Raw genomic sequence first — 23,100 nt, forward strand, 5'->3', positions numbered from 1 at the left:
AGACTGCCGGCCATGACCCGCCGCCCCCAGCCTGTGCTCCGCTCCGCCACACCGCAGGATGCGGAGCAGGTGCTGAGCCTGTGGGACCTGATCTCCGCCGGTGAGGCGTCCGGCATCGGCGGATGGCGCGACCACGCGGCAGCCTGGCTGCGGTCCGCCTCGAACGACCCGGCGCGTGCCCGGGTCGTGGTCGTCGATGCTGGTGGTGTCGTCGTGGCGACGGCGACCGGGAACCTGGAGGTCGGCGTTCCGGATCCGCACTGCCCGACCGGCCGCAGTGTCCGGCTCGTCAACGTCGTCACGCGGCCCGAGCACCGAGGCGAGGGACATGCGAGCCGGCTCGTCGACGACGTCGTCGCCTGGGCGCGCAGCGTGGGTGCGGACCGGGTCGACCTCAGCGCGACGGTCGCGGCGCTCGGCGTCTACCAGCGCGCAGGCTTCGTGCGCACCTCGGCTCCCCGCCTCAAGCTGGTGCTCTGACCTGCACGCACTCCTTTTGTCGACAAAGAGATAGATCGAGAAAGCGATATATCGCCAAAGTGATACATGATCTGTGAGGCTGCTGTGACCTTCGTGCCGGGCTCGTGTGAGGCTGGGACGTGACGCTGCTCAGGCCGGTGAGATCCGCCGGTTCCCAGCAGAACGGACGATCATGAACCCCAGCCGTAACAGCCGTACCGCCGCCCTCGCCGGGGCACTGGTCCTCTCCCTCGGCGCGCTCGCTGCCTGTGGTGTCGAGGACGAAGCGCCGGTGAAGGCGACCCCCGGCGCCGGATCGGGTACGACGGGCACGGCCACCGACCCGGCGATCGCCGCCCGGGCCGCGGTGACCTACCTCCTCGACTGTGTCGGCGAGCCGGTGGCGAGCCCGGCGTCGGTGACCGTGGCCTGCGCCGACGGGAACCAGAGCCTGACCGACCTCGCGTGGAGCGACTGGGGTGCCGACGAGGCCACAGCCATCGGGAAGCTGGTTGCCAACAACTGCGACCCGAGCTGCGCCGAGGGCACCGACGTGACTGTGCCGGCAAAGGTCGTGGTGTCCGACATCGTGGAGGGTGAGGCATCGGCGACGTACGGGACGATCACCATCACGGTCGAGGGGAAGGTGCCGGAGGGGATGCTGGCGACGCAGACCTACCCGCTGCAGACGGTCGACCCGGTGGAACCGGAGCTGGGCCCCGGCTCCTGAAAGCTCACCACGACCTCCGCGCCGCCGGCTGGCAGGTTCGCCATGGTGACCGTGGCGCCCAGAGTGCGGGCCTGGCCGTGCACGATGGTGAGCCCGAGGCCGGTGCCTTGCCCGGTGCTGCGGAACCTGATCGCGCCGGCGGTCAGGATGTCGGCCGGGAAGCCCGTTCCCCCGTCGCGTACGACGACCCGTGGCCCGTCCACGACCAGGCTCGTGACCCCGCCGCCGTGCCGCTCGGCGTTGGCCACCAGGTTGGTGACGATCCTCTCGACGCGGCGAGGGTCGACGAGGACCTTGGCGTCGCGCTCGACCGCCGCGCCTGGCACCAGGGCACCGAGGTGGTGCACGGACAGGGCGATCTCCTCCGTGCCGCTGTCCAGGCGGGCCACCTCGAGAAGGTCCTCCACCAGATGTCGCAGCCGGGCGACCAGGCCGCGGAGCAGGTCGGTGGGCTCGCCCGGCGGGAGCAGCTCACTGGCGCTCACCAGCCCGGCGACGGGGGTGCGTAGCTCGTGGGCGACGTCGGCGGAGAACGCTTGTTCCACGTGGAACCTTCGTTCGAGCGCGTCAGCCATGTCGTCGACCGCTCGCGAGAGCGCGGCCACCTCGTCGCGGCCGGTGACGGTGCAGCGCGCCGTGCCGCCGTGGCTGATCACCTCGGCTGCAGCCGCGGCCCGGCGGAGTCTCCGGCTGAGTCCGGCACCCACCAGGAGGCCCAGTAGCGCGGTCAGCGGTAGCACGGCGCCCGCCGCGAGCAGCATGCGCCGACGCAGCGACGACCGCGCGGCTCGCACAGGCCCGTCGTCCAGTGCCACGCTCGCGACCCGGTCCGGTCCGAGGCGGCGGGCCGCCCACATCCGACCGTCGGCGTAGTACGTCGCCGCGCGATCCTCCCCCGCCGCGGGCAGAGAGGTCCGGAGGGGGGCGGGCAGCCGGACGGGGTCGAGGGACAGGTCGTAGCGCAGCGTGGAGGTCACCTCGAGCACCGCGATCCCGGCGGAGAGCTCGGTCAGCGCCTGCGTGCGCAGCCGGTCGCGGGCGTCCACGGCCGACTGGTGGTCGACGACCACCCCGACGCCGAGCAGGGTCGCGAGGGCCGCGCCGAGGACGGCGAGGGTGATCCGGGTGCGCAGCGAGTGGCGCCAGCCCGACAGCGCGGACGGCACCGTCAGTCCCGCAGCATCTTGTAGCCCGCCCCGCGCACGGTGACCACGTGCTCGGCCCCGATCTTCGCGCGCAGCCGCTGCACGGTGACGTCGACGACGTGTGCGTCGCCCCACGTGGTGCTCCCCCACACCAACTCGAGCAGCCGGGTGCGGCCCAGCACGATGCCGGCGTTGTCGAGGAAGGCCGTCAGCAGCCGGAACTCGGTGGCCGACAGGTCCACGGGTACGCCGTGGCGCTCCACGGTCATCCCGTCGACATCGATCCGCAGCCCGTCGCGCTCCACCACCCGCGAGGGCGCGGCCCCACCGCGCCGGCGCAGCAGGGAGCGCAGCCGGGCCTCCAGCACGTCGCCGTCGAACGGCTTCACGACGTAGTCATCGGCACCCGCGTCGAAGCCGACCACCTGGTCGCGGGGCAGGTCGCGTGCGGTGAGCAGCAGCACAGGCAGCTCACCGTCCGTGCGGATCCGCTCGGTCAGCCGCAGCCCGTCGAGCTTCGGGAGCACGACGTCGACGACGGCGAGGTCCACCGGCTGGGTGAGGTACGCCGTCCAACCGGCCTCGCCGTCCGCGGCCGTGACGACGCGGAACCCGCGGGACTCGAGGACCAGGCGGGTCGTCGTCCGCAGGTCGTCGTCGTCCTCGACGAGCAGGACCAGTGGCGCGTCCACGGCGGGACCGCTCAGCCGGCCTTCTTCTCGGCGGCCTTGGCGGCCCGCTTGGCCGCCCGGGCCCGCAGCTCGGCCTTGTCCAGCGCGTCGGCCTCGTCCGGGGTCGGGGCAGAGCCGCCGAACCGGGCCGGGGTCCACCAGCTGCCCGGGGCCTTCTCGGCCTCGGGGTACTCCGCGATGACCTCGTCGAGCATCCGCTGCATCACGACCCGCAGCTCGGCGGTCTCGGCGTCGGTGTCCTCGCCGGTGGGATACATCGGCTCGCCGACCTTGACGATGATCGTCTTGGCGGAGCGGGAGAAGTCCTTCGGGTGGTCCTTGGTCATCAAGCGGTGGGCGCCCCACACGATGACCGGGATGAGAGGTACGCCGGCGTCCGCAGCGATCCGCGCGGCACCGGACTTGAGCTCCTTGATCTCGAACGAGCGCGAGATGGTGGCCTCGGGGTAGATGCCGACGACCTCACCGGCCTTGAGGTAGGCCAGCGCGTCCTTCATGGCCTGCAGGCCCGAGGACCGGTCGACGCGGATGTGGTGGAAGGAGCGGAGCAGATGACCCACGCCCGGCGCGTCCATCATCTCCTTCTTGATCATGAACCGGACCAGCCGCTTGCGCGGCTCGGCACCCGCGCCGGCGTAGATGAAGTCGATGTAGCCGGTGTGGTTGATGGCCATCAGCGCGCCGCCCTTGCGCGGCACGTTCTCCGAGCCCGACACGACGACCTTCTGCCGCATCAGCTTGAACAGCACCTTGGCGGTGACGATGACGGGCGGGTAGGTGATGTCGAGCATGACGAGAGTCTGACAGGCGGGCGGGGGCCGGCCCAGAGGGCGTCTGAGGTGCGGGAGGGTCAGCGCCGAGCGGCGAGGAAGTCCGCGATCCGGCCGATCGCCTCCTCGAGCACCTCCACGTCCGGAAGCGTGACCAGCCGGAAGTGGTCGGGAGCGAACCAGTTGAAGCCGGTGCCGTGGGTGACCAGGATCTTCTTGGCCCGCAGCAGCTCGATGACGAAGGCCTCGTCGTCGTCGATCGGGTAGACCTCGGGGTCCAGGCGCGGGAAGCAGTAGAGGGCGCCGCGGGGGCGGACCGAGGAGACGCCGGGGATCTCGTTGAGCAGCTTGTCGGCGAGCATCGCCTGCTCGTAGAACCGGCCGCCGGGGACGATCAGCTCGTTGATCGACTGGTAGCCGCCCAGCGCGGTCTGGATCGCGTGCTGGGCGGGGACGTTGGCGCACATGCGCATGTTGGAGAGCGTGGTCAGGCCCTCGAGGAAGTCCTCGGCGAGCTCCTTGGGACCCGAGATCATCACCCAGCCGGCGCGGTAGCCGCACACCCGGTAGGCCTTGGACAGCCCGCTGAAGGTCAGGCACAGGACGTCGTTGCCGGCGGCCGCGGCCGCGTGGTGGTGCTCGGCGTCGTCGAACAGGATCTTCTCGTAGATCTCGTCGGCGAAGACCACCAGGTCGTGGCGCCGGGCGATGTCGACCAGCTTGGCCACCATCTCCTTGCTGTAGACCGCACCTGTGGGGTTGTTGGGGTTGATGATCACCAGGCCGTGGGTGTTCTCGGTGATCTTCGACTCGATGTCCTCGAGGTCCGGCATCCAGCCGTTCTCCTCGTCGCACCGGTAGTGGACCGGCGTACCGCCGGACAGCGACACCGCGCCCGTCCACAGCGGGTAGTCGGGCGCCGGCACGAGGATCTCGTTGCCGTCGTCGAGGAACGCCTGCAGGACCATCGAAATCATCTCGGAGACGCCGTTGCCGATGAAGACGTCCTCGACGGCGGTGTCCTTGAGGCCGCGCGACTGGTAGAACTGCGCGACCGCGGTGCGGGCGGAGTAGATGCCGCGCGAGTCGGAGTAGCCCTGGGCCTCGGGCAGGTTGTGCACCATGTCGGCCACGATCGCCTCGGGTGCCTCGAAGCCGAACGGTGCCGGGTTGCCGATGTTGAGCTTGAGGATCTTGTGACCCTCGGCCTCGAGGCGCTGGGCCTCGACGAGGATCGGTCCCCGGACGTCGTAGCGGACGTTGCGAAGCTTCTGGCTCTGGCGGATCTTGCGCACGAACCGCATTCTCTCAGGTCCGCGCCACCGGTTTCCGGCTCGCTCACCGACGTAGGATCGAGGAGTGGCCCGGACCACGGTCCCCCTCACGCTCGACCTGCTCGACGCGCTGTTCGACGACACGGACGCGCCGTGCCGCTCCTGCCTGTTCTGGGAGCGGGAGCCGGTGCACCGCCAGCGCCTCGACGCCGAGGAGCGCGCGGCCGAGAAGGAGGCCTGGGTCTCCGAGCTGCTGCGCGAGTGGGGCTCCTGCGGCCGGGTGGCGGTCGTCGACGGCCAGCCGGCGGGCTACCTCGTCTACGCGCCCGCCTCGTACGTGCCGGGTGCGGCGGCCTTCCCCACCGCCCCGGTGTCCGCGGACGCCGTACTGCTGACCACGGCGTGGGTGCGCGCCGACCACCGCCGCGGCGGGATCGGCCGGCTGCTCGTGCAGGGCATGGCCCGCGACCTCGTCGGGCGCGATGGGATCCGCGCGGTGGAGGCGTTCGCCAGCACCGGCCGCCGCCTGCCCGGCCGGGTCCCCGACTGCGTCGTACCGGCGGACTTCCTGGCCCGGGTGGGGTTCAAGACGCAGCGTGCGCACCCGGTCACGCCGCGGATGCGGATGGAGATGCGCTCGTTGGTCACCTGGCGCGGCGAGGTCGAGGCGGCGTGGGAGCGGCTCGTCGGCGTCGTACGACGGCCCAAGCACGCCCCGACGCCGGTCAGCCGGCGCTGACCGGCTCCAGCTCGGACACCTTCGGCTGCCAGGTCCCGTCGACCAGGGTCAGGTTCACCCGGAGCCGACCGCCGTCGGTCGTGACGAGGACGCTCGCCGCCGAGGGTCCGTACGACGCCAGCCCGGCCGCGAGCACCTCCCCCGGCACCGCCTGACCGGCGGCTGCCAGCACGTCCTGACGCTCCGGGTCCGGCTCGTCGAGGTGGGAGACCGCGGCGGTCACCTGGCCCAGGTCGTCGACCCGCCAGCTCCCGCGGTCGCGGCGCAGGTGCAGCGCGATGTCCGCCGGCTCGGCGGGCGCCCGGTCGAGGAGCACCAGGACGTCGGCCTCGTCGCGGTCGATGCCCATCAGCCCGGTCCCGACGACCGTCGCGGCCGCCACCGGAACCGAGCCGTCGTCGACGGCGCGCCGGTAGAGGCGTGCGTAGCGCGGCGTCATCAGCGCGTTCGGGTCGGCGGTCCGGTCCAGGATCTGCGCCGTGGCGGTCGCGGCGAGGCTGAGCACGGCAGCACGCTCCTCGTCCCCGACCTGCACGGGTACGGCGACCGGCGTCGTCCCGGCGCTGGGCACCGGCCCGGTGACCTCCGGCGGGGGCACGTCCCGCCCGGTCAGCAGCAGCCCGAGCACCACGGCCGTGCCGGCGACGAGCAGCACGGCGAGCACCCGGACGAGCACCCGGACGAGCACCTGCCTGAGGTCCGGTGGGCGCCGTCGTACCGACGAGTGGTTCCCCATGAGTCCTCCGGTCTTCGGTCGGGAGCGAGGACATTGTGGGGGCTGCGGACCGAACCCGGTGGGGGAATGCGAAAGCCCCCGGTCCGAGGACCGGGGGCCTTGCGGGGGGATGTCAGGCGATGAAGTCGGCGAGCTCGTTGAGGATCGCGGCCTTCGGGCGGGCGCCGACGATGGTCTTCACGACCTCGCCGCCCTGGTAGACGTTGATCGTCGGGATGCCGGTGACGCGGTAGGACGCCGGGGTGACCGGGTTCTCGTCGACGTTCATCTTGAAGAACGTGATCTTGTCGCCGTGCGCGCCGGCGATCTCGTCGAGGATCGGGGCGACCTGGCGGCACGGGCCGCACCACTCGGCCCAGAAGTCCACGAGGACGGGCTTGTCGGACTTGAGGACCTGCGCGTCGAACTCGGCGTCGGTCACGGCGGAGATGTTGTCGGCCACGGGGGCGCTCCTTCGGATCTTGGTGAACGTGAAGTCTGTGTAGTTGAACCTACGCGCCGGCCGGGACATTCCCGGCGGTCGCGGCGGCGTGGTCGAGCTCGGCGATGAAGCGCTCCGCGTCGAGGGCGGCGGCGCAGCCGGTGCCGGCGGCGGTGATCGCCTGGCGGTAGGTGTGGTCGACCAGGTCACCGGCGGCGAAGACGCCGCGGATGTTGGTGGCCGTCGAGCCCGGCTGGACCAGGACGTAGCCGTTGTCGTCGAGGTCGACCTGACCCACCAGCAGCTCGGAGCGCGGCTCGTGGCCGATCGCGATGAACAGGCCGGTCGCGGGCAGCTCGGAGGTCTCGCCGGTGACGGTGTCCTTGAGCGTGAGGGACTCCAGGGAGTCCTCGCCGTTGATGGACTCGACGACGGAGTTCCACACGATCTCGAGCTTGGGGTCGGCGAAGGCACGCTCCTGCATGATCTTCGAGGCGCGCAGTTCGTCGCGGCGCACGATCAGGGAGACCTTCGAGCCGAAGCGGGTGAGGAAGGTGGCCTCCTCGACGGCGGAGTCGCCACCGCCGACGACCGCGATGTGCTGCTCGCGGAAGAAGAACCCGTCGCAGGTCGCGCAGTAGGAGACACCGCGACCGGAGAGCCGCTCCTCGTTGGGGAGGTCGAGCTTGCGGTAGCCGGAGCCGGTGGACAGGATCACCGCGCGGGCGGTGTAGGTGTCGGTGGCGGTCTTGACGATCTTGATGTCGCCGGTGAGGTCGACCTCGACCACGTCGTCGGCGACCAGCTCGGCCCCGAAGCGCTCGGCCTGGGCCCGCATCTCGTCCATCAGGGCGGGGCCCTGGATGCCGTCGCGGAAGCCCGGGAAGTTCTCGACCTCGGTGGTGTTCATCAGCGCGCCGCCGGCGGTGACCGAGCCCTCGAAGACCAGCGGGTTCAGCTGGGCCCGCGCGGCGTAGATCGCGGCGGTGTAGCCGGACGGCCCGGACCCGATGACGATGACGTTGCGGGGCTCGGACGTGGCGGACTCGGACATGGGACTCCCGACCTGGATCTGGTACGACGGACACTTCGACAACGAGATCGTAGGCCGCCGGATTCCCGGGCGCCCGTCCCGGTCCAGCAGAGGGTCAGCCGGTCGCGGCGAGGCTGGTGGAGTGCAGCACGTCACCGGTGCCGCAGGCGAGCACCTCGGCGACCTGGGTCGAGCCGACCGGGGCGCGGAAGGCGACGACGGCCGGCTTGCCGTCGTACTCGATGCCGACGAGGTGGCCGGGCCCGAAGGAGGCCGGGTCGCACACGAAGCCGTCAGGCGCCGCGAGGGTGGCGCCGGAGTAGTCGGCGCTGCTGGGGTGCGGCAGCGTGACGTGCTGGAGGGCGACCAGGTCCTCGCGCAGGTGGGCGATCCGGACCTCGCGCAGCGGTTCGTCGGTGGGCACCCGGCGTGCCTCGACGTGCGGTCCGCTCGAGTCGGCGGTGGTGCCGCTGGGGACGGCCGCGGCCTCCGGCGCCTCCTTGAGGGCGGTGCCGCCGGCCTCGCCGGTGGCGGTGCCGCGGGCCGAGTCGTCCTTGGCGGCCTCGCTGGCCGCGGACAGGTCCTCCCCGGACTGGTGGTCGGACACGATCCCGACGCCGACGGCGACCACCGCGACCGCCGCGGCCGCGGCGAACAGCACCCGGACCCGGCGCCGGCGACGCAGCGCGGCCGGGTCGAGAGGTACGACGACTGCCTCGGGATGCGACTCGTGCACCCCGCCGAGGGGGCGGGTGCCGGAGGTGCGCTCGGCGGCCAGGTCGGCGATCACGCCGTCGAGCCGGTCGGCGACGTCCGCCGGCATCGGCACCGGGCCGCCCGCGTCCGCGAGGGCGCGCCGGACGGCGTCCTCCTCGGCGGAGGTCAGCGGCTGGTGGGCGTCGTTCATGTGGGGGTTCCTGGCAGGGCGTCGCGGAGGGACGGGTGGGTGGTCAGTCGACGGCGGTCCCGGCGGGTGGTCCGCGGGGCGTCACCGATCCGACGTCCGGGGCGCCCGTCGGGTTCCCGGCGGCGTGCGGCGGGGGGACCGTGTCGTCGTCGGCGGGCTCGAGGACGTCGGCCAGCAGCACTGCCAGCCGGGCCCGGCCGCGGGAGCACCGGCTCTTGACGGTGCCCTCGGCGCAGTCGAGGATCCGGGCCACCTCGGCGACGGGGTACCCCTCCATGTCGACCAGCACGATCGCGGCCCGCTGCTCCTCGGGCAGGGTCCGCAGCGCGTCGAGGACCCGCTCGCGGCGCTCGACCACGACACCGTGCTCGGCCGGGTCGGTCGCGTGCCCGGCGGTCTCGCGGTGCCGGCGGCCGGGCTCGAGGTCGTCGAGGTCGTCGGGGAGCGGCTCGGCTCGGCGTACCTTCTCGGCGCGCAGCCGGTCCAGGCAGGCGTTGACCACCACGCGGTGCAGCCAGGTGGTCACGGCGGCGTCGCCGCGGAAGGTGCCGGCGCGGCGGAACGCGGAGACCAGGCCGTCCTGCAGGGCGTCCGCGGCGGTCTCGGGGTGGCCGCAGGTGCGCAGCGCGACGGCCCACAGCCGGTCGCGGTGCCGGGTGACGAGGGTGCCGAAGGCGGTGGCGTCGCCCGCGACGTGCGCAGCGAGCAGCTCGTGATCGGTCAGCACCTCGTCACTCACCACGGACCACCACCTCGGAGACCTCGGCCCGGAAGCCACCGGAGACCTCCGGCAGGGCCGTCCACCACAGGACAAGGTAGCGAGCCCTCACCGAGGCCGCAGGCGACAGGGTCAACCGGCCGCCGCCCTTCGCGGTCGCCAGCGGGCTGCCGATGGGTGCCTCGGTGGGTGCGGTGGCGCCGTCGACGGCGTACAGGCCGACCTGGTCGGGGCTCATCAGGCCCTCGTCGATCATGCGTACGTCGACCGAGGCCACCGTGCGGGTCCGTCCCAGGTCGAGGACCAGGCCGACGCCCGTCTTGAGGCCGGTGGGGCCGAGCTGGTCGAAGTAGGTGTCGGTGCGCCAGCCGGTCTGCGTGTCGCCGTCGACCACGGCCTCGGCCAGCGAGCCGTTCTCGTCGCCGTCGGTGCCGAGCGGGTCGAAGGCACTGACTCGGACCCCGTCGATGGCCGCGGCCCGGCCCGCGCTGGTCTCGGCGGTGCTCGGAGTGTCCTTCGGGTCGCCGCCGAGGGCGGTGCGGCCGCGGCCGAGGTTGAACGCGATCGCCACCGCCACGAGCAGCAGCACCGCGAGCGCGACGGCCATGGCGAGCCGCAGCCAGCTGCGGCCGGGCACGGTCTCCAGGCTGTCGGTGGAGTCGTGCTCGTCGGGACCGGTGTCGGTGTCCCACGGCCAGAACCCGGTGGGTGTGACGCCCGGAGGCGGTGCGCCGGGCTCGGGCTCGGAGGGCACCGGGGGCAGCCGGCGCCGGCCGCCGCCCGGCGGGTCGGGGGCGAACAGCGGTCGCTCCGGCAGGTCCTCGAAGGGCGGGGGCGGGGGCGGCGGGGTGCTGCGGGTGCGCAGCCAGGTGACGTCCTCGTCGTCGCCGAAGACCGGCATCCCGGCCTCGGTGGGCAGCTCGGTCACCAGGGGGATGGGCGGCTCGTCCTCGGAGTCCGGCTCGGGCTCAGGCTCCGGGTCGGGCTCGGGGTCGGGCTCGGGGTCCGGCTCCGGGGCCGGCGCTACGACGGGGATGTCGTCGCGGGAGGCGTCATGCGGCAGCGGGTCGGCGAGGGCGGGCAGCCACACCGGGCGCAGCTCGTTGATCGGCGGGATGGCGCGGGCCAGCCGGGTGGGTGCCCCGGTCGGGTCACCGACGAAGGCCAGCAGCTCGCCGGCGATGCCGGCGGCCGAGGACACGTCGGGGTGGTCGGCGCTGCGCCGGCGCCAGCGGGGTGCGCCGCTGCGCTGGTCGAGCTCGCGCCACAGCACGTCGAGCGGCTGCGGCACGCCCGCCACCACCTGGCGGGGGCTGAGCGTGGTGTCGTTCTCGCGAGGTGCGGCCGGCACGATCGAGCCGGACGGGCCCGGCCAGGTGCCGGTCAGCGCGCAGTGCAGCAGGCCGCCGAGGTCCTCGAGGTCGCCCTGGACGTCGCCGGGCGAGAGGCCGTGCAGGGCGGCGTCGACGCACATCCCGATGATGCGCACCGCGCCGTACCTGTCGATGAGGACGTTCTCGGGGTTGAGCCGGCCGTGGGTGACGCCGGCGGCGTGCGCCCGCGCGAGGGCGTCGGCGACGTCGGCGACCAGCCAGGCGGCGTTGCGCGGCGTCAGCGGCCCGTCGTGGGTGACCAGGATGTCGAGCGAGATCCCGGTCCCCCACTCGTTGACCACGAAGCAGCGCCCGTCCTCCTCCTCGGCGTCGAGCACGCGCAGGATCCGCGGGTCGAGGACCTGGGCGGACGTGCGGGCCGCCTCGATCAGCTCGTGGGCGCGGGGGTCGTCCTGGGCGATGACGTGCAGCGCGACGAACCGCTCCAGGACCCGGTCGTGGGCACGCCAGAACCGTCCCCCGCCGCTCTCGCTGAGCAGGTCGATCAACCGGTAGCGGCCGGCGAGGACATCGCCCGACCGCGTCGACATCGCCACCTCGTCCCCCTGCCGATCCGCCCTCGTGGTCCCTGCGGTCACCTTAGTCCGGCCGGCGCCGGAACTAGCGGCGGCTCAGCCGCCTGCTGACGGTGTCGGCGACCGACGTCACGTCGTCGAGGCCCAGCGGGCGCGCGAGGGCCAGCAGGACGCCTCCGGCACCGGCGCTGACGATCGCCACCTCCAGAGCCGCCCACAGCCAGTGCGGGTCCGGCCCGACCAGCTCGACGACGGTGTCGGTGACCACGATGTCGAGGAACCGGCCGACCACGAACACGACCACGCTCGCGGCGAGCAGCCGCAGCAGGAACCCGCGCCGGTGCCACACCGCGCCGCGCGGCATGCCGCCGCGACGCAGGGTGCGCAGCAGCACGACCGAGGAGAGGGTCGCGCCCACGGTGTACGCGCCGCCGTACGCCAGCACCAGCATCGGGGAGGTGTCCCACGGGTCGACCCGGCTGACGAACAGCACCGCGAGGCCGATGTTGGTGGCCGCGATCGCGCACTGCACGAAGAACACCAGCCTGTTGAGCTCGAGCGCGTAGAACCCGCGCAGGACCAGGTAGTGCACGGTGAACGCGACGACCGCGAAGCCGAAGAGCACCATCGACGACTCGAACCGGTGCACGTACGGCGCGGTCGCCCCGTGGCCCCACACGACCTGGGCCAACGGGAGCGCGATCGAGGGCAGCAGCGCCGCGAACGGTACGACGACCGACAGCGCCGTGCGCAGCGTCGCGCCGAGGGTGGTCGCGAGCCGGCCCATGTCGCTGGTGGCGGCCGCGGCCGAGAGCCGCGGCAGGATCGCGGTCGCCAGGGAGACGGTGATGATCGAGTGCGGGACCATCGTCACGAGCATCACGTTCGAGTAGATCGTGATGCCGGTGCCGTCCTCGGCGGCGGCGGTGCCGCCCGAGGCGAGGCGCACCACGACGACGTACGCGATCTGGTTGACGACGACGAAGAGCACGGTCCAGATCGCCAGGTGCAGGGTGTGGCCGAGCCCGACGCCGCGCCAGTCGAACCGCGGTCGCACCCGCACCCCGGCCGCGCGCAGGTAGGGCACCAGGATGAGCAGCTGGGCGGCGATGCCGACCGTCGAGCCGATGCCGAGCAGGGCCTCCTGACCGGGGGTGAACGCGCCGCGCTGCTCGGCGGGCGTCGCCGGGCCGAAGGCGACCAGGTAGGCGACCAGGACCCCGACCGAGATGATGTTGTTGGCGATCGGCGCCCACATCATCGGGCCGAACCGGCCGCGCGCGTTGAGCACCTGGCCGACCAGCACGAACATGCCGTAGAAGAAGACCTGCGGCAGGCAGTAGCGCGCGAAGTCGATCGCCGACTGCCGCTGCTCGGCGAGGTGCGGCGCGTTGTAGCTCGGCACCAGCACCTGCATCACCAGCGGCGCGGCGACCACGAGCAGCACCGTCACCAGGCCCAGGAAGCAGGCGGCGAGGGTCATCACCCGGTTGACGTACGCCGCGCCGCCGTCCGGGTCGTTCTTCATCGACCGGACCAGCTGCGGCACCAGCACCGCGTTGAAGACGCCGCCCGCGAGCAGGATGTAGAGCATGTTCGGCACCGTGTTGGCCACGGTGAAGATGTCGGCGTGCAGCGAGATGCCGAGGGCGGCCGCGAGCAGGGTCGAGCGGATGAAGCCGCTGAACCGCGACACGATCGTGCCGGCCGCCATCACGGCGGTGTTGGCGAGGATCCTCCTCTGCTCCCCGCCGGCCGCGTCGTCGGTCTCGCTCACGCAGTGACCTCGCCGGGCTCGCCGGGGCCGCTGCCCTGGCCGCGCGAGCGGAAGCGGCGGACCAGGCGGATGCCGATGGCGACGAAGAGGATGCCGGCGCCCGTGCCGATGATCGCCCAGATCACCACCCCGACCTGACCCGAACGGATCGGCAGCTCGTCCTCGGCACCGATCGGCGTACCGTCGGCGTCGGTGAGGCGGAGCCGGACGTTGTGGACGCCGGTGCCGTGCATGTCGGCGCTGATCGGGACCGACGAGCGGCTGTTGGCCGCCAGCACGATCGGGTTCGCGGCCCTGATGGTGGCCTCGGAGTCGGTGGCCGCCTCGATCCGCACGGTCACGGCGTGGTCGAGGGTGTTGGCGATGGCGACGTTGAAGCTGCCGGAGCTGCTCGACAGCGTGACCCCCTGGGGCGCGTCGAGGGTCACCATGTCGAGCTGGCCGGTCACCCAGTCGCGCGAGCGGCCCAGCCGCGGCGCGGCGTCGGAGTCGTCGCGCATGGCGTACGACGTGCCGGCCAGCGCCTCGCCCACGACGGTGTCGCCGATCGTGTAGCCCTCGCCCAGGATGCTCTGCAGCGAGCGTCCCGCGCGGATGAGGGCGCCGGCCTCGCTGAACACGCTGGTGTCGAGCTGCGCGGCGACCTGGCCCTCGGGGTAGGTGAGGTCGTCGGGGTCGATCTGGCGCCCGGCGCCGTCGGCGCCCGCGGCCAGGTCGTTGGTGTGCGTGATCGTCGGCAGGGACACCAGCGAGACGAGCGCCGGGTCCAGCTGCGACCAGAACTCGGAGGCGTCGGCCGCGTCGATGCCGGACGGGAGGACGTCGACGATCGGGGCCGGCCGTCCCCGGTGGGCGGCGATCATGCGGATCGCCGCCTCGCTGAGCAGTCGCTGGCGCAGCGCCACCGGAGCCAGCGCCCGGTCGGGTCCCGGGCCGCCCTTGGCGGTGGCGGTGCTCGTGGGTACGACCGGCCGGCTGCCCACCAGGCCGCCCACGGGCGGGCCGTCGGGATAGTCCTCGGCGCCGAACATCTGCTCGCCGAGCAGCACGGTCGCGTCGTCGTCGACGTTCTCGATCGCGCCGGCGTCGAGGTAGCCGTTGCGCGACGCGACGACCGGGGTGCCCTCGATGCCCCAGGCGGCCAGCGTCGGCGACGGGTGCTTGCGTGCGGTGTCGTAGAGGCTCGGCAGGGCGTGCGCCGCGGCGGCGAGGTCGGGGTCGCCGTACGGGAGCAGGGCGACGGTGTCGTCGGGCAGCACGGAGCCGGCCTTGTCGAGCCAGGTCTGGGCGGCCCGCACGAGCGTGCTGTCGGGCTCCAGGGTCGCGCCGCCGACCTCGGCCCCGTCGTCGCCGCCCTCGCCGGCGTCGTCGCTCTGCGACTCGCTGGGCGACGGGCTGTCGCTCTCGGACGGCTCGTCGACGGGGGCGACCGGGGCGATCTCGCGGATCGGGTTGCCGGCGGCGAGCTGGCTCACCGCGTCCGGCAGCGCGGGGTCCACCAGCCAGGTCACCGGCCGGGTGTTGCCGGCGGCACCGAACGCGAGCGGCCCGCCGAGCGTGCCGTCCGGCGCGAGTGCCTCCTCCCACCACGAGGTGCGACCCAGCTCGCCGTCGGCCGAGTGCGCGACCCGGCCGCGCAGGGGCACCACGACGGCGGTGTCGACGGGCTCGCCGGCGCCCGGGGCGACGTACGGCAGGAAGGTCCGGGCCCGTCCGTCGGCCAGCTTGTCGCGCCCGTCGGCGTTCTCGCCGAGCGCGTGCACGCCGAACCAGTAGACGCCGGTGGTGGGTGTCGCGAACATCAGGCGCAGGACCCGCTGGGGGATCCGGATCGTGTAGTCGGTGCTCTCCCCCGGCCCGAGCGAGTCCACCTCGGCGCGGACCGCGAGGTCGTCGGTGTAGCGCTGGCCGACCTCGGCCTCCGGGTCGGTGGCGACCGCGGAGCTGAGCTCCTCCTCGGTCGTCATCGCCGGGGCGGTCGAGCCGAACATCGGGTAGAGGTTGATCCGCTGCCAGGTCTCGAGGTCGACGTTGGTCACCGTGCCGCTGACGACGAGGGGGCCGCTGGTGGGCAGCAGCCCGGGCGTGAGCGCGTCGATGCTGATCTCGAGCGGCGGGTCGTACTCCGCGTGCCTCGGCGCAGCGTCCGGGCTCGCGTGCGCGGGCAGCGCGACACCGGGCAGCGCGACACCCAGCGCGAGAGCGGTCGCCAGACCTGCGAGCAGGCGAGAACGACGGCGGACCACGGACCGAGGGTAGTAGGGCCGCCTGAGTGCCTCCGCCTAGACTCTCCGCCCGTGACCGACACGCCCGACCAGACGCCGACCAGTGCCCCGCTGAGGCTGGTCGACGTCCAGGCCGCGGTCGCCGCCGAGCTCGACCGGATCTCCCCGGTGATCGACGAGCTCGGTGCGCTCTTCGCCGCCGGGGGCCACGAGCTCGCGCTCGTCGGCGGCCCCGTGCGCGACGCGATGCTCGGCCGCCGGTCCAACGACCTCGACTTCACCACCTCCGCGCGCCCCGAGCAGACCGACCGGATCCTCAAGGCCTGGGGCGACGCCTGGTGGGACATGGGCCGCGACTTCGGCACCATCGGCTGCCGCAAGGGCGACTGGGTGGTCGAGGTGACGACCTACCGCTCCGAGGCCTACGACCCCGACTCCCGCAAGCCGGAGGTGCAGTACGGCGACAGCCTGGCCGGCGACCTCGGCCGGCGCGACTTCACCGTCAACGCGATGGCGGTCCGGCTGCCGGGTCGTGAGGTGGAGGACCCGTACGGCGGCGTGATGGATCTCGCGCACCGCGTGATCCGCACCCCCGGCACCCCCGAGCAGTCCTTCTCCGACGACCCGCTGCGGATGATGCGGGCCGCCCGGTTCGCCGCCCAGCTCGGCTTCGCGGTCGACCCGGCCGTGGTGCGGGCGATGACCGAGATGGCCGACCGGATCGAGATCATCTCCGCCGAGCGGGTGCGCGACGAGCTGGTGAAGCTGGTCTGCGCGCCCCACCCCCGGCTCGGCCTCGAGCTGCTCGTCGAGACCGGCCTCGCCGAGCGGGTGCTGCCGGAGCTGCCCGCGCTCAAGCTGGAGCGCGACGAGCACCACCGCCACAAGGACGTCTACGAGCACACCCTGACCGTGCTCGAGCAGGCGATCGACCTCGAGCCGCGGCTGGCCGCGCGCGCCGGCGCCCCCGAGGGCCCCGACTTCGTGTCCCGCTTCGCCGCGCTCATGCACGACGTCGGCAAGCCGCGCACCCGCCGCTTCCAGGACGACGGCGTGGTCACCTTCCACCACCACGACGTCGTGGGCGCCAAGCTCACCCGCAAGCGGATGAAGGCGCTCAAGTTCAGCAACGAGCAGATCGACGCGGTCGGTGACCTGGTCGAGCTGCACCTGCGGTTCCACGGCTACGGCTCGGGCGAGTGGACCGACTCGGCCGTACGCCGCTACGTCCGCGACGCCGGCTCCCAGCTCGAGCGACTGCACGTGCTCACCCGCGCCGACTGCACGACCCGCAACAAGAAGAAGGCCGACCGGCTGCGTCGTACCTATGACGACCTGGAGGCCCGCATCGACCGTCTCTCCGCCGAGGAGGAGCTGGCCTCGATCCGGCCCGACCTCGACGGCAACCAGATCATGACGCTGCTCGGCATCGGGCCGGGCCGGGAGGTCGGCGAGGCGTACAGGTTCCTGCTCGAGCTTCGCCTCGACAACGGCCCGATGTCACAGGAGGACGCCGCCGCCGCGTTGCGGGACTGGTGGGCCGCCCGCGGCTGACCGGTCGCTACCAGGGCACCGGACCGTCGGCGTCGAAGAAGCTGCCCGACGGACCGGCCTCGCCCATCAGTGCCGCCCGCGCCACGACCTCGGCCGCCTCGTCGGCGGGCGTCGGCGCGGCCGCCCGGTTGTCGGGACCGCCCAGGTCGGTCTGCACCCAGCCGGGGCACACCGCGTTCACCTTGACCGTCGTACCCGCCAGCTTCTTGGCCAGGGCGATCGTCAGTCCGTTGAGCGCCGCCTTCGACGACTGGTAGGCCGGCACCACCAGGGAGTGGTACGGCGACGCGGGGTCGAGCTGATCACTCAGCGAGCCCATCCGGCTCGACACGTTGACGACCCGGCCGCGATCGGACTCCAGGAGCAGCGGGAGGACGGCCGCCGTGACGGCGACGGCGCCGAGCACGTTCGTGCGGAAGGTGCGCCAGAAGAGGTCGGGGTCGAGGGGATCGACCGCGTCGGTCGCGGTCGCCTCCGGCAGGATCCCGGCGTTGTTGACCAGGATGTCCAGCCGGCCGTGCTCGCGACGGATCCGCTCGGCCGCGTCCTTCACGCTCGCGTCGTCGTCCACGTCCAGCGGCACGGCACTGGCCCACACCCCCGCCTCGCGCAGCCCGAGCACCGCGGCCCGGGCTCGCGTCTCGTCACGCGCGCCGATCACCACCGTCACGCCCTCGCGTCCGAGGCGCCTGGCGGTGGCGAGGCCGAGTCCGCGGTTGCCGCCGGTGACGAGGGCGACCCTCTCGTTCGTCGTGGGCTTCGTGTTCGTTGTCGTCATGCGTCCAGCCTGCTCGGACCGGGCGGGCCGGGTCTGGCGGCAATCGGACGTCGCATCGTGTGCGCGGCGTCACATACCGCCGGTCTGCTACCTGCGGGTAGTTTGCCGGGGACCGCCCTGTTCCTACGGAAGGCACCGCCATGGCCGACACGTACGAGAAGCTGCTCGAGGACTCGATCGAGATCTCCGCCCCCGCCGAGAAGGTGTGGTCGCTCGTGACCGACATCCCGGCGATGTCCAAGTGGAGCCCGCAGGTCGTGAAGTCGACCGTCAAGGGCGGCGTGGTCAAGCAGGGCGCGGTCTTCAGCAACCTCAACAAGCAGGGCATCAAGCGCTGGCCGACCGGCGGCAAGGTCATCCGCTTCCAGCCGCCGACCGCCTCGACGCCCGGCGACTTCGCGTTCCGGATCCGCGAGAACCGGACCGTGTGGTCCTTCGAGCTCGCGCCGACCGCCGACGGCGGCACCCGCCTCACCGAGCGCCGCGAGACCCCCGACGGCATCTCCGGGCTGTCGATGGCGCTGACCAAGCTGGTCCTCGGCGGCCAGAAGCCGTTCACCGACGAGCTGCGCCGCGGCATCCGGCAGACCCTGGAGCGGATCAAGGCCGAGGCCGAGGCCTGAGCCTGATCCCGGGTCTGGTCTCATAGGCGCGTGACCGAGGGCAGCCGGGCGACGAAGGTCGCCACCGTCGCGGTTGCCGCGGTGGTCCTCGTCGCCGTCGTGGTCGTGCTCCTGGTGCAGGGACCGTCCCGGCCGCCGCCGGGTGCCGGTCCGGGCGAGCCGGTCACCACGGTGCCCCCGCCGCCCTCCTCGGGCGCGACCCCCACCCGGACCGAGCCGCCGCCGCCGACTCCGACGCCACCGCCGACGGCCCCACCGACCTGCCCGACCCCCGCGCCGGCACAGCTGACGGTGATGACCTTCAACATCCACTTCGGCACCGCCCACAACGGCCGGGTCGAGCTGGACAGGATCGCCGAGGAGATCCGCGGCTGGAAGCCGGACGTGGTCCTGCTCCAGGAGGTCGACAAGGGCCGCCCGGTCAGCGGCAACCTCGACCAGGCCGCGGTCCTCGGCACCAGGACCGGCCTGAACCACGTGTACGGCGGCAACTCGCGCAACACCGGCGCCGGCCCGCGCGGCAACGCGATCCTGACCCGGTTCCCGATCACCTCCGCCACCAACACGCACCTGCCGATGGCCGGCGGCAAGGAGCTGCGCGGACTGCTCCACGCCCAGCTCGACGTGGCCGGCGTACCTGTCAGCGTCTATGCCAGCCACTTCGACCACCGCGGACGCAAGGCCCGCCGGGTGCAGGCGAAGACCGTCGTCCAGCTGATGGCCGCCGACCCGCTGCCCAAGCTGTTCGGCGGCGACCTCAACACCGGTCCCGACTCCCGCCCCATCGCCATCCTCAAGGGCTCCGGCCTCGGCGACTCCTGGGCCGTCGGCTCCGGCAAGGGCGCCACCGTTCCCGCCGACCGCCCCGGCAGCCGGATCGACTTCATCCTCCACGACGGCTGGTTCACCCCCGTCCAGGCCGAGGTCCTCTTCTCCACCGTGTCCGACCACCGCGCCGTGTGGACCCGGATGCAGCTGCAGCCGCCGCCCGCCTGCTGAGAGGCCGCCCGCGGGTGAGGAACGAACCCGCGGTCAGCGGCCGAAGGTCGAGGAGCGCCGGCGAGCTCGCGCGGCGAAGCAAGCGAGGTCGCGGCGCGTCACGAGACCGGGTGAGGTGCTGCCGGTACTGCGTGCGGACAGTCCCGGAAGCATGGCCAGGGGTCTCGTGACGGTCGCTGCGCGACCTCCTCGACCACCGGGGCGCGGCGGCCCGACCTCCTCGACCACCGGGAATGCAACGGCCCGGCTCGCGGGTGCGAGCCGGGCCGGAGCCGGTGGAGCTGGGAGCGTCAGACGCCCTTGATGAAGGCCTCGAGCTGGGCGCGACCCTCGGTGTCCTCGATCTGCACCGGCGGGCTCTTCATGAGGTACGCCGAGGCGGGGATGATCGGGCCGCCGACGCCACGGTCCTTGGCGATCTTGGCCGCACGGACGGCGTCGATGATGATGCCGGCGGAGTTCGGGGAGTCCCAGACCTCGAGCTTGTACTCGAGGTTGAGCGGGACGTCACCGAAGGCACGACCCTCGAGGCGCACGTAGGCCCACTTGCGGTCGTCGAGCCACGCGACGTAGTCGGACGGGCCGATGTGGACGTTGCGGTCGTCGGCGCCGACGCCGGCCAGCGGGCCGTTGAGGTTCGACGTGACGGCCTGGGTCTTGGAGATCTTCTTGGACTCCAGGCGCTCGCGCTCGAGCATGTTCTTGAAGTCCATGTTGCCGCCGACGTTGAGCTGGTAGGTGCGGTCCAGCACGACGCCGCGGTCCTCGAACAGCTTCGCCATCACGCGGTGGGTGATGGTGGCGCCGACCTGCGACTTGATGTCGTCGCCGACGATCGGGACGCCGGCGTCCTCGAACTTCTTGGCCCAGACCGGGTCGGAGGCGATGAAGACGGGCAGGGCGTTGACGAAGGCCACGCCGGCGTCGATCGCGCACTGGGCGTAGAACTTGTCGGCCTCCTCGGAGCCCACCGGGAGGTAGGAGACGAGGACGTCGACCTGGGCGTCCTTGAGGGCCTGGACGACGTCGACCGGCTCGGCCGCGGACTCCTCGATGGTCATCCGGTAGTACTTGCCGAGACCGTCCAGGGTCGGGCCGCGCTGGACCTCGACACCCAGGGTGGGGACGTCGCTGATCTTGATGGTGTTGTTCTCCGAGGCGTTGATGGCCTCGGACAGGTCCTTGCCGACCTTCTTGTCGTCGACGTCGAACGCGGCGACGAACTCGACGTCGCCGACGTGGTAGTCGCCGAACTGGACGTGCATGAGCCCCGGGACGGTGCTCGCGGCATCGGCGCCCCGGTAGTACTGCACGCCCTGGATGAGGGACGTGGCGCAGTTGCCCACGCCGGCGATCGCTACTCGAACCGAACCCATGGGGTTTCCTTCCTTGGTACTCATGACATCTCGTGAATGATCAGGTGCTGACCTGAACCGTTGTGCGGTGCCGGTCAGGACGGCGTCGACGGTGCTGCTGACGTCGGCGTCTCCGGTCCGGATGGTGCCTGCTGGCCGCTGCGCTCGGCGTTGATGAGCTCCGAGAGCCACCGGACCTCACGCTCGACCGACTCCACCCCGTGACGCTGCAGCTCGGCGGCGTAGCGGTCGGCCTCGGCCTGCGTCATGGCCAGCTCGCGCTGGACGCGGTCGAGCCGCTCCTGGAGCCGGGAGCGACGTCCCTCGAGGACGCGCAGCCGGATCTCCATGTCGGTGGAGGAGAAGAACCGGAACCGGATGTCGAACGTGTCGTCCTCCCACGCGGTCGGACCCACCTCCGACATCAGGCGCGAGAACTCCTCGGTGCCCAGGTCGGTCACCTGGTAGACGATCCGCTGCCGGCGGGTCTGGGGACCCGAGGGCACGGTCTCCTCGATGAGGTTGCCACGGAGCATCTTCTTCAGCGCGGGGTAGAGCGAGCCGTACGACAGCAGCCGGCCCCAGCCCAGCATCAGGTTGAGCCGCTTGCGCAGCTCGTAGCCGTGCATGGGTCCCTCGTGCAGCAGTCCGAGGACTGCGAGCTCGATGGTGTCCCCGCGCCGTGCCATGCGATCTATCGTAGCGATATATCCGCGGGACGTGAACTTCCGATGGATCGGGAGTGTCGAACAGGGGGGCTTGGACGACGAAACCGGCGCTTGGACGAGGAAGGTTCCTCGTCCCAGCACGAGTTTCACCGGCCGACCGGTGAAACTCGCGGGGCAACGGATCTGCGACCGGCTACGTACAGGGAGCATGAGCACGGACGTGTGGGACGAGGTGGCGGCCGCTCTCGAGGCCGGGTACGACGACGAGCCGGCCCCGCGCCCCGCGGCGGCGTACGTCGCGAGCGGTCGCCGGCGGCAGCGCAACCGCCGCCTGCGGTACGGCGCGGCCGGGGCGGTCGTGCTGGCCGCGGCGACGACGGTCGCGCTGCTCCCCGACGGCGCCGGCCCGCGCAGCACCCCGGACCCGACGCCGGTGGTCCAGCAGCCGTCCCCGACTCCCGTCGAGACGGCCACGGTGCGGCCGAAGCAGAGGATCTCCGACGTACTGGTCCCCGGCCAGCACGTCGGGTACGACGACCAGGGCGCGGTCGTGCTGCGGCGGGGCTGGCGGATCGTGCGGGAGGTGCCGAACCCGCTGCACCGGGTCGCGCCCGAGGCGTCGGTCGGGCTGGTGGTGACGAACGGCGAGGAGAGGTACTGGTACCTCCTCGACGACACCGCGGACGGCGGCGGGGCGACGTGGGACCCGGCGGGCTCGATGCACGCGCGCTTCGAGCAGTGGCTGGCCGACATGGTCGACCTCGCGGGTGGGAGCGAGCCGGCGGCGTACGTCACCTTCGCCGAGGGCGGCACCGACCTGGTGCCCGGCGTGGGCGTGCGGATCCTGCGCCAGTGGCCGGACCCGGACGTCCCCGGCTTCGCCGCACCCGGTGACGACACCGCGGTCGCCGAGGTGCTCGTCGACGGGTTGACCTCGTTCGTGCTGGTGCGCCGCTCCCCCGGCGGCCCGTCCGAGGCGATCCCGGTCGACGTCAGCGTGCTGCCCGAGCCGACGTACGCGGCCTTCCTCGCCTACGCCCGCGACCGCTACGCCTCGGGCCAGGGACTGCGATGAGCAGCCGCGAGGAGCGGGACGCCGCCTTCACCGCGTTCGTCGAGGCCCACCAGGTCCGGCTGCGCCGGATCGCGTACGCCGTGTGCGGCGGCGAGTGGGACCGGGCCGAGGACGTGCTGCAGACCGCCCTGGCCAAGCTCTACGTGAGCTGGCCGCGGCTGCACGCCGCCGGTGCCGAGCTGGCCTACGTACGACGCATCATCGTCAACGCGGACCTCGACGAGCGGCGCCGGCCGTGGCGTCGTGAGCGGCCGGGCCTGGACGGCCACGACCCCGTGGCCCGGCCCGGGCTGGAGCCGGGCGAGCGCACCGACCTGCTCGCCGCCGTCCGCGCGCTGCCGCCGATGCAGCGCCGGGTGGTGGTGCTGCGCCACTGGCTCGGGCTGTCGGTCGCCGAGACCGCTGCCGAGCTGCGGATCGCCGAGGGCACGGTCAAGAGCCAGTCGTCGCGAGCGCTGGCGGCCCTGCGTGGACAGATCTCGGAAAATCGGGTCGGCTGACACCCGCGCCGTA

General features: G+C 72.6%; 23 protein-coding genes. 8 read left to right on the forward strand and 15 right to left on the reverse strand.

Annotated features, from left to right (window positions below):
- Positions 1-12: 12 nt before the first annotated feature.
- Together FBY23_RS01485 and FBY23_RS01490 are read left to right on the forward strand one after the other, a co-directional pair.
- Positions 13-480 (forward strand): GNAT family N-acetyltransferase, encoded by a 468-nt coding sequence (locus tag FBY23_RS01485; protein ID WP_141796525.1) that lies wholly within the window; start codon positions 13-15, stop codon positions 478-480.
- Between the two features lie 172 nt (positions 481-652).
- The gene (locus FBY23_RS01490; protein WP_141796526.1) at positions 653-1,189 is read left to right on the forward strand and encodes a hypothetical protein; all 537 of its coding nucleotides are present in this window, start codon (positions 653-655) and stop codon (positions 1,187-1,189) included.
- On the opposite strand, the gene FBY23_RS01495 is transcribed toward FBY23_RS01490, so the two are convergent.
- Genes FBY23_RS01495 through FBY23_RS01510 form a run of 4 tightly spaced genes read right to left on the reverse strand, consistent with a single transcriptional unit; the run spans position 1,135 to position 5,100 of the window.
- The gene (locus FBY23_RS01495) at positions 1,135-2,355 is read right to left on the reverse strand and encodes a HAMP domain-containing sensor histidine kinase (protein WP_141796527.1); all 1,221 of its coding nucleotides are present in this window, start codon (positions 2,353-2,355) and stop codon (positions 1,135-1,137) included. The genes FBY23_RS01490 and FBY23_RS01495 overlap by 55 nt on opposite strands.
- 2 nt (positions 2,356-2,357) lie before the next feature.
- Positions 2,358-3,026, reverse strand: a complete 669-nt coding sequence (locus tag FBY23_RS01500; RefSeq protein ID WP_141796528.1) for a response regulator transcription factor — start codon at positions 3,024-3,026, stop codon at positions 2,358-2,360.
- Between the two features lie 11 nt (positions 3,027-3,037).
- On the reverse strand, positions 3,038-3,817 hold the full coding sequence (locus FBY23_RS01505; RefSeq protein WP_141796529.1) for a 1-acyl-sn-glycerol-3-phosphate acyltransferase: 780 nt from the start codon (positions 3,815-3,817) through the stop codon (positions 3,038-3,040).
- A 59-nt stretch (positions 3,818-3,876) separates the two neighbouring features.
- Positions 3,877-5,100: a pyridoxal phosphate-dependent aminotransferase gene (locus tag FBY23_RS01510; protein WP_396954426.1), complete on the reverse strand. Its 1,224-nt coding sequence runs from the start codon at positions 5,098-5,100 to the stop codon at positions 3,877-3,879.
- 55 nt (positions 5,101-5,155) lie between these two features.
- On the opposite strand from FBY23_RS01510, the gene FBY23_RS01515 reads away from it, so the two are divergent.
- On the forward strand, positions 5,156-5,809 hold the full coding sequence (locus FBY23_RS01515) for a GNAT family N-acetyltransferase (protein ID WP_141796531.1): 654 nt from the start codon (positions 5,156-5,158) through the stop codon (positions 5,807-5,809).
- Here FBY23_RS01515 and FBY23_RS01520 read toward each other — a convergent pair.
- The 8 genes from FBY23_RS01520 to FBY23_RS01555 form a co-directional block, all read right to left on the reverse strand.
- Positions 5,796-6,545, reverse strand: coding sequence for a hypothetical protein (locus FBY23_RS01520; protein ID WP_141796532.1), 750 nt, complete (start codon positions 6,543-6,545; stop codon positions 5,796-5,798). The two genes, FBY23_RS01515 and FBY23_RS01520, sit on opposite strands and share 14 nt — an antisense overlap.
- A 112-nt stretch (positions 6,546-6,657) precedes the next feature.
- Positions 6,658-6,987 (reverse strand): thioredoxin, encoded by a 330-nt coding sequence (gene trxA, locus FBY23_RS01525; protein ID WP_141796533.1) that lies wholly within the window; start codon positions 6,985-6,987, stop codon positions 6,658-6,660.
- 49 nt (positions 6,988-7,036) lie between these two features.
- Positions 7,037-8,020, reverse strand: coding sequence for a thioredoxin-disulfide reductase (trxB, locus tag FBY23_RS01530; RefSeq protein ID WP_141796534.1), 984 nt, complete (start codon positions 8,018-8,020; stop codon positions 7,037-7,039).
- A 94-nt stretch (positions 8,021-8,114) separates the two neighbouring features.
- On the reverse strand, positions 8,115-8,906 hold the full coding sequence (locus tag FBY23_RS01535) for a hypothetical protein (RefSeq protein ID WP_141796535.1): 792 nt from the start codon (positions 8,904-8,906) through the stop codon (positions 8,115-8,117).
- A 43-nt stretch (positions 8,907-8,949) separates the two neighbouring features.
- Positions 8,950-9,648, reverse strand: coding sequence for an RNA polymerase sigma factor SigM (gene sigM / locus FBY23_RS01540; RefSeq protein WP_260805680.1), 699 nt, complete (start codon positions 9,646-9,648; stop codon positions 8,950-8,952).
- Positions 9,638-11,548 carry a protein kinase family protein gene (locus FBY23_RS01545; protein ID WP_141796536.1) on the reverse strand — a complete coding sequence of 637 codons (1,911 nt, stop codon included), beginning with the start codon at positions 11,546-11,548 and terminating at the stop codon, positions 9,638-9,640. Before FBY23_RS01545 ends, sigM begins: the two co-directional genes overlap by 11 nt.
- Positions 11,549-11,618: 70 nt before the next feature.
- Positions 11,619-13,310 (reverse strand): murein biosynthesis integral membrane protein MurJ, encoded by a 1,692-nt coding sequence (gene murJ / locus FBY23_RS01550; RefSeq protein ID WP_260805681.1) that lies wholly within the window; start codon positions 13,308-13,310, stop codon positions 11,619-11,621.
- Complete coding sequence (locus FBY23_RS01555) at positions 13,307-15,556, reverse strand: DUF6049 family protein (RefSeq protein WP_141796537.1); 2,250 nt, start codon at positions 15,554-15,556, stop codon at positions 13,307-13,309. Before FBY23_RS01555 ends, murJ begins: the two co-directional genes overlap by 4 nt.
- A 51-nt stretch (positions 15,557-15,607) precedes the next feature.
- Between FBY23_RS01555 and FBY23_RS01560 the strand changes: the two genes are divergently transcribed.
- Positions 15,608-17,089: a CCA tRNA nucleotidyltransferase gene (locus FBY23_RS01560; RefSeq protein WP_174245172.1), complete on the forward strand. Its 1,482-nt coding sequence runs from the start codon at positions 15,608-15,610 to the stop codon at positions 17,087-17,089.
- Between the two features lie 7 nt (positions 17,090-17,096).
- Here FBY23_RS01560 and FBY23_RS01565 read toward each other — a convergent pair whose 3' ends face one another.
- Positions 17,097-17,867 (reverse strand): SDR family oxidoreductase, encoded by a 771-nt coding sequence (locus tag FBY23_RS01565; protein ID WP_141796538.1) that lies wholly within the window; start codon positions 17,865-17,867, stop codon positions 17,097-17,099.
- 140 nt (positions 17,868-18,007) lie between these two features.
- Between FBY23_RS01565 and FBY23_RS01570 the strand changes: the two genes are divergently transcribed.
- Both FBY23_RS01570 and FBY23_RS01575 read left to right on the forward strand, forming a co-directional pair.
- Positions 18,008-18,490 (forward strand): SRPBCC family protein, encoded by a 483-nt coding sequence (locus FBY23_RS01570; protein WP_141796539.1) that lies wholly within the window; start codon positions 18,008-18,010, stop codon positions 18,488-18,490.
- 30 nt (positions 18,491-18,520) lie between these two features.
- Positions 18,521-19,489 carry an endonuclease/exonuclease/phosphatase family protein gene (locus FBY23_RS01575; RefSeq protein ID WP_141796540.1) on the forward strand — a complete coding sequence of 323 codons (969 nt, stop codon included), beginning with the start codon at positions 18,521-18,523 and terminating at the stop codon, positions 19,487-19,489.
- Between the two features lie 290 nt (positions 19,490-19,779).
- Here the strand turns inward: FBY23_RS01575 and FBY23_RS01580 are convergent, their stop codons facing one another.
- Together FBY23_RS01580 and FBY23_RS01585 are read right to left on the reverse strand one after the other, a co-directional pair.
- A complete protein-coding gene (locus tag FBY23_RS01580; RefSeq protein ID WP_141796541.1) occupies positions 19,780-20,865 on the reverse strand; it encodes an inositol-3-phosphate synthase in 1,086 nt (361 codons plus the stop codon).
- Between the two features lie 74 nt (positions 20,866-20,939).
- The gene (locus tag FBY23_RS01585; protein ID WP_141796542.1) at positions 20,940-21,533 is read right to left on the reverse strand and encodes a PadR family transcriptional regulator; all 594 of its coding nucleotides are present in this window, start codon (positions 21,531-21,533) and stop codon (positions 20,940-20,942) included.
- A gap of 187 nt (positions 21,534-21,720) precedes the next feature.
- Here FBY23_RS01585 and FBY23_RS01590 point away from each other — a divergent pair, with 187 nt between their 5' ends.
- Both FBY23_RS01590 and FBY23_RS01595 read left to right on the forward strand, forming a co-directional pair.
- Positions 21,721-22,587, forward strand: coding sequence for a hypothetical protein (locus FBY23_RS01590; RefSeq protein ID WP_141796543.1), 867 nt, complete (start codon positions 21,721-21,723; stop codon positions 22,585-22,587).
- Positions 22,584-23,087: a SigE family RNA polymerase sigma factor gene (locus tag FBY23_RS01595; protein WP_141796544.1), complete on the forward strand. Its 504-nt coding sequence runs from the start codon at positions 22,584-22,586 to the stop codon at positions 23,085-23,087. Before FBY23_RS01590 ends, FBY23_RS01595 begins: the two co-directional genes overlap by 4 nt.
- The last annotated feature ends 13 nt before the right edge of the window (positions 23,088-23,100 follow it).

It is taken from the genome of Nocardioides sp. SLBN-35 (assembly GCF_006715725.1).
In the GTDB taxonomy this organism is placed as follows: Bacteria; Actinomycetota; Actinomycetes; order Propionibacteriales; family Nocardioidaceae; genus Nocardioides.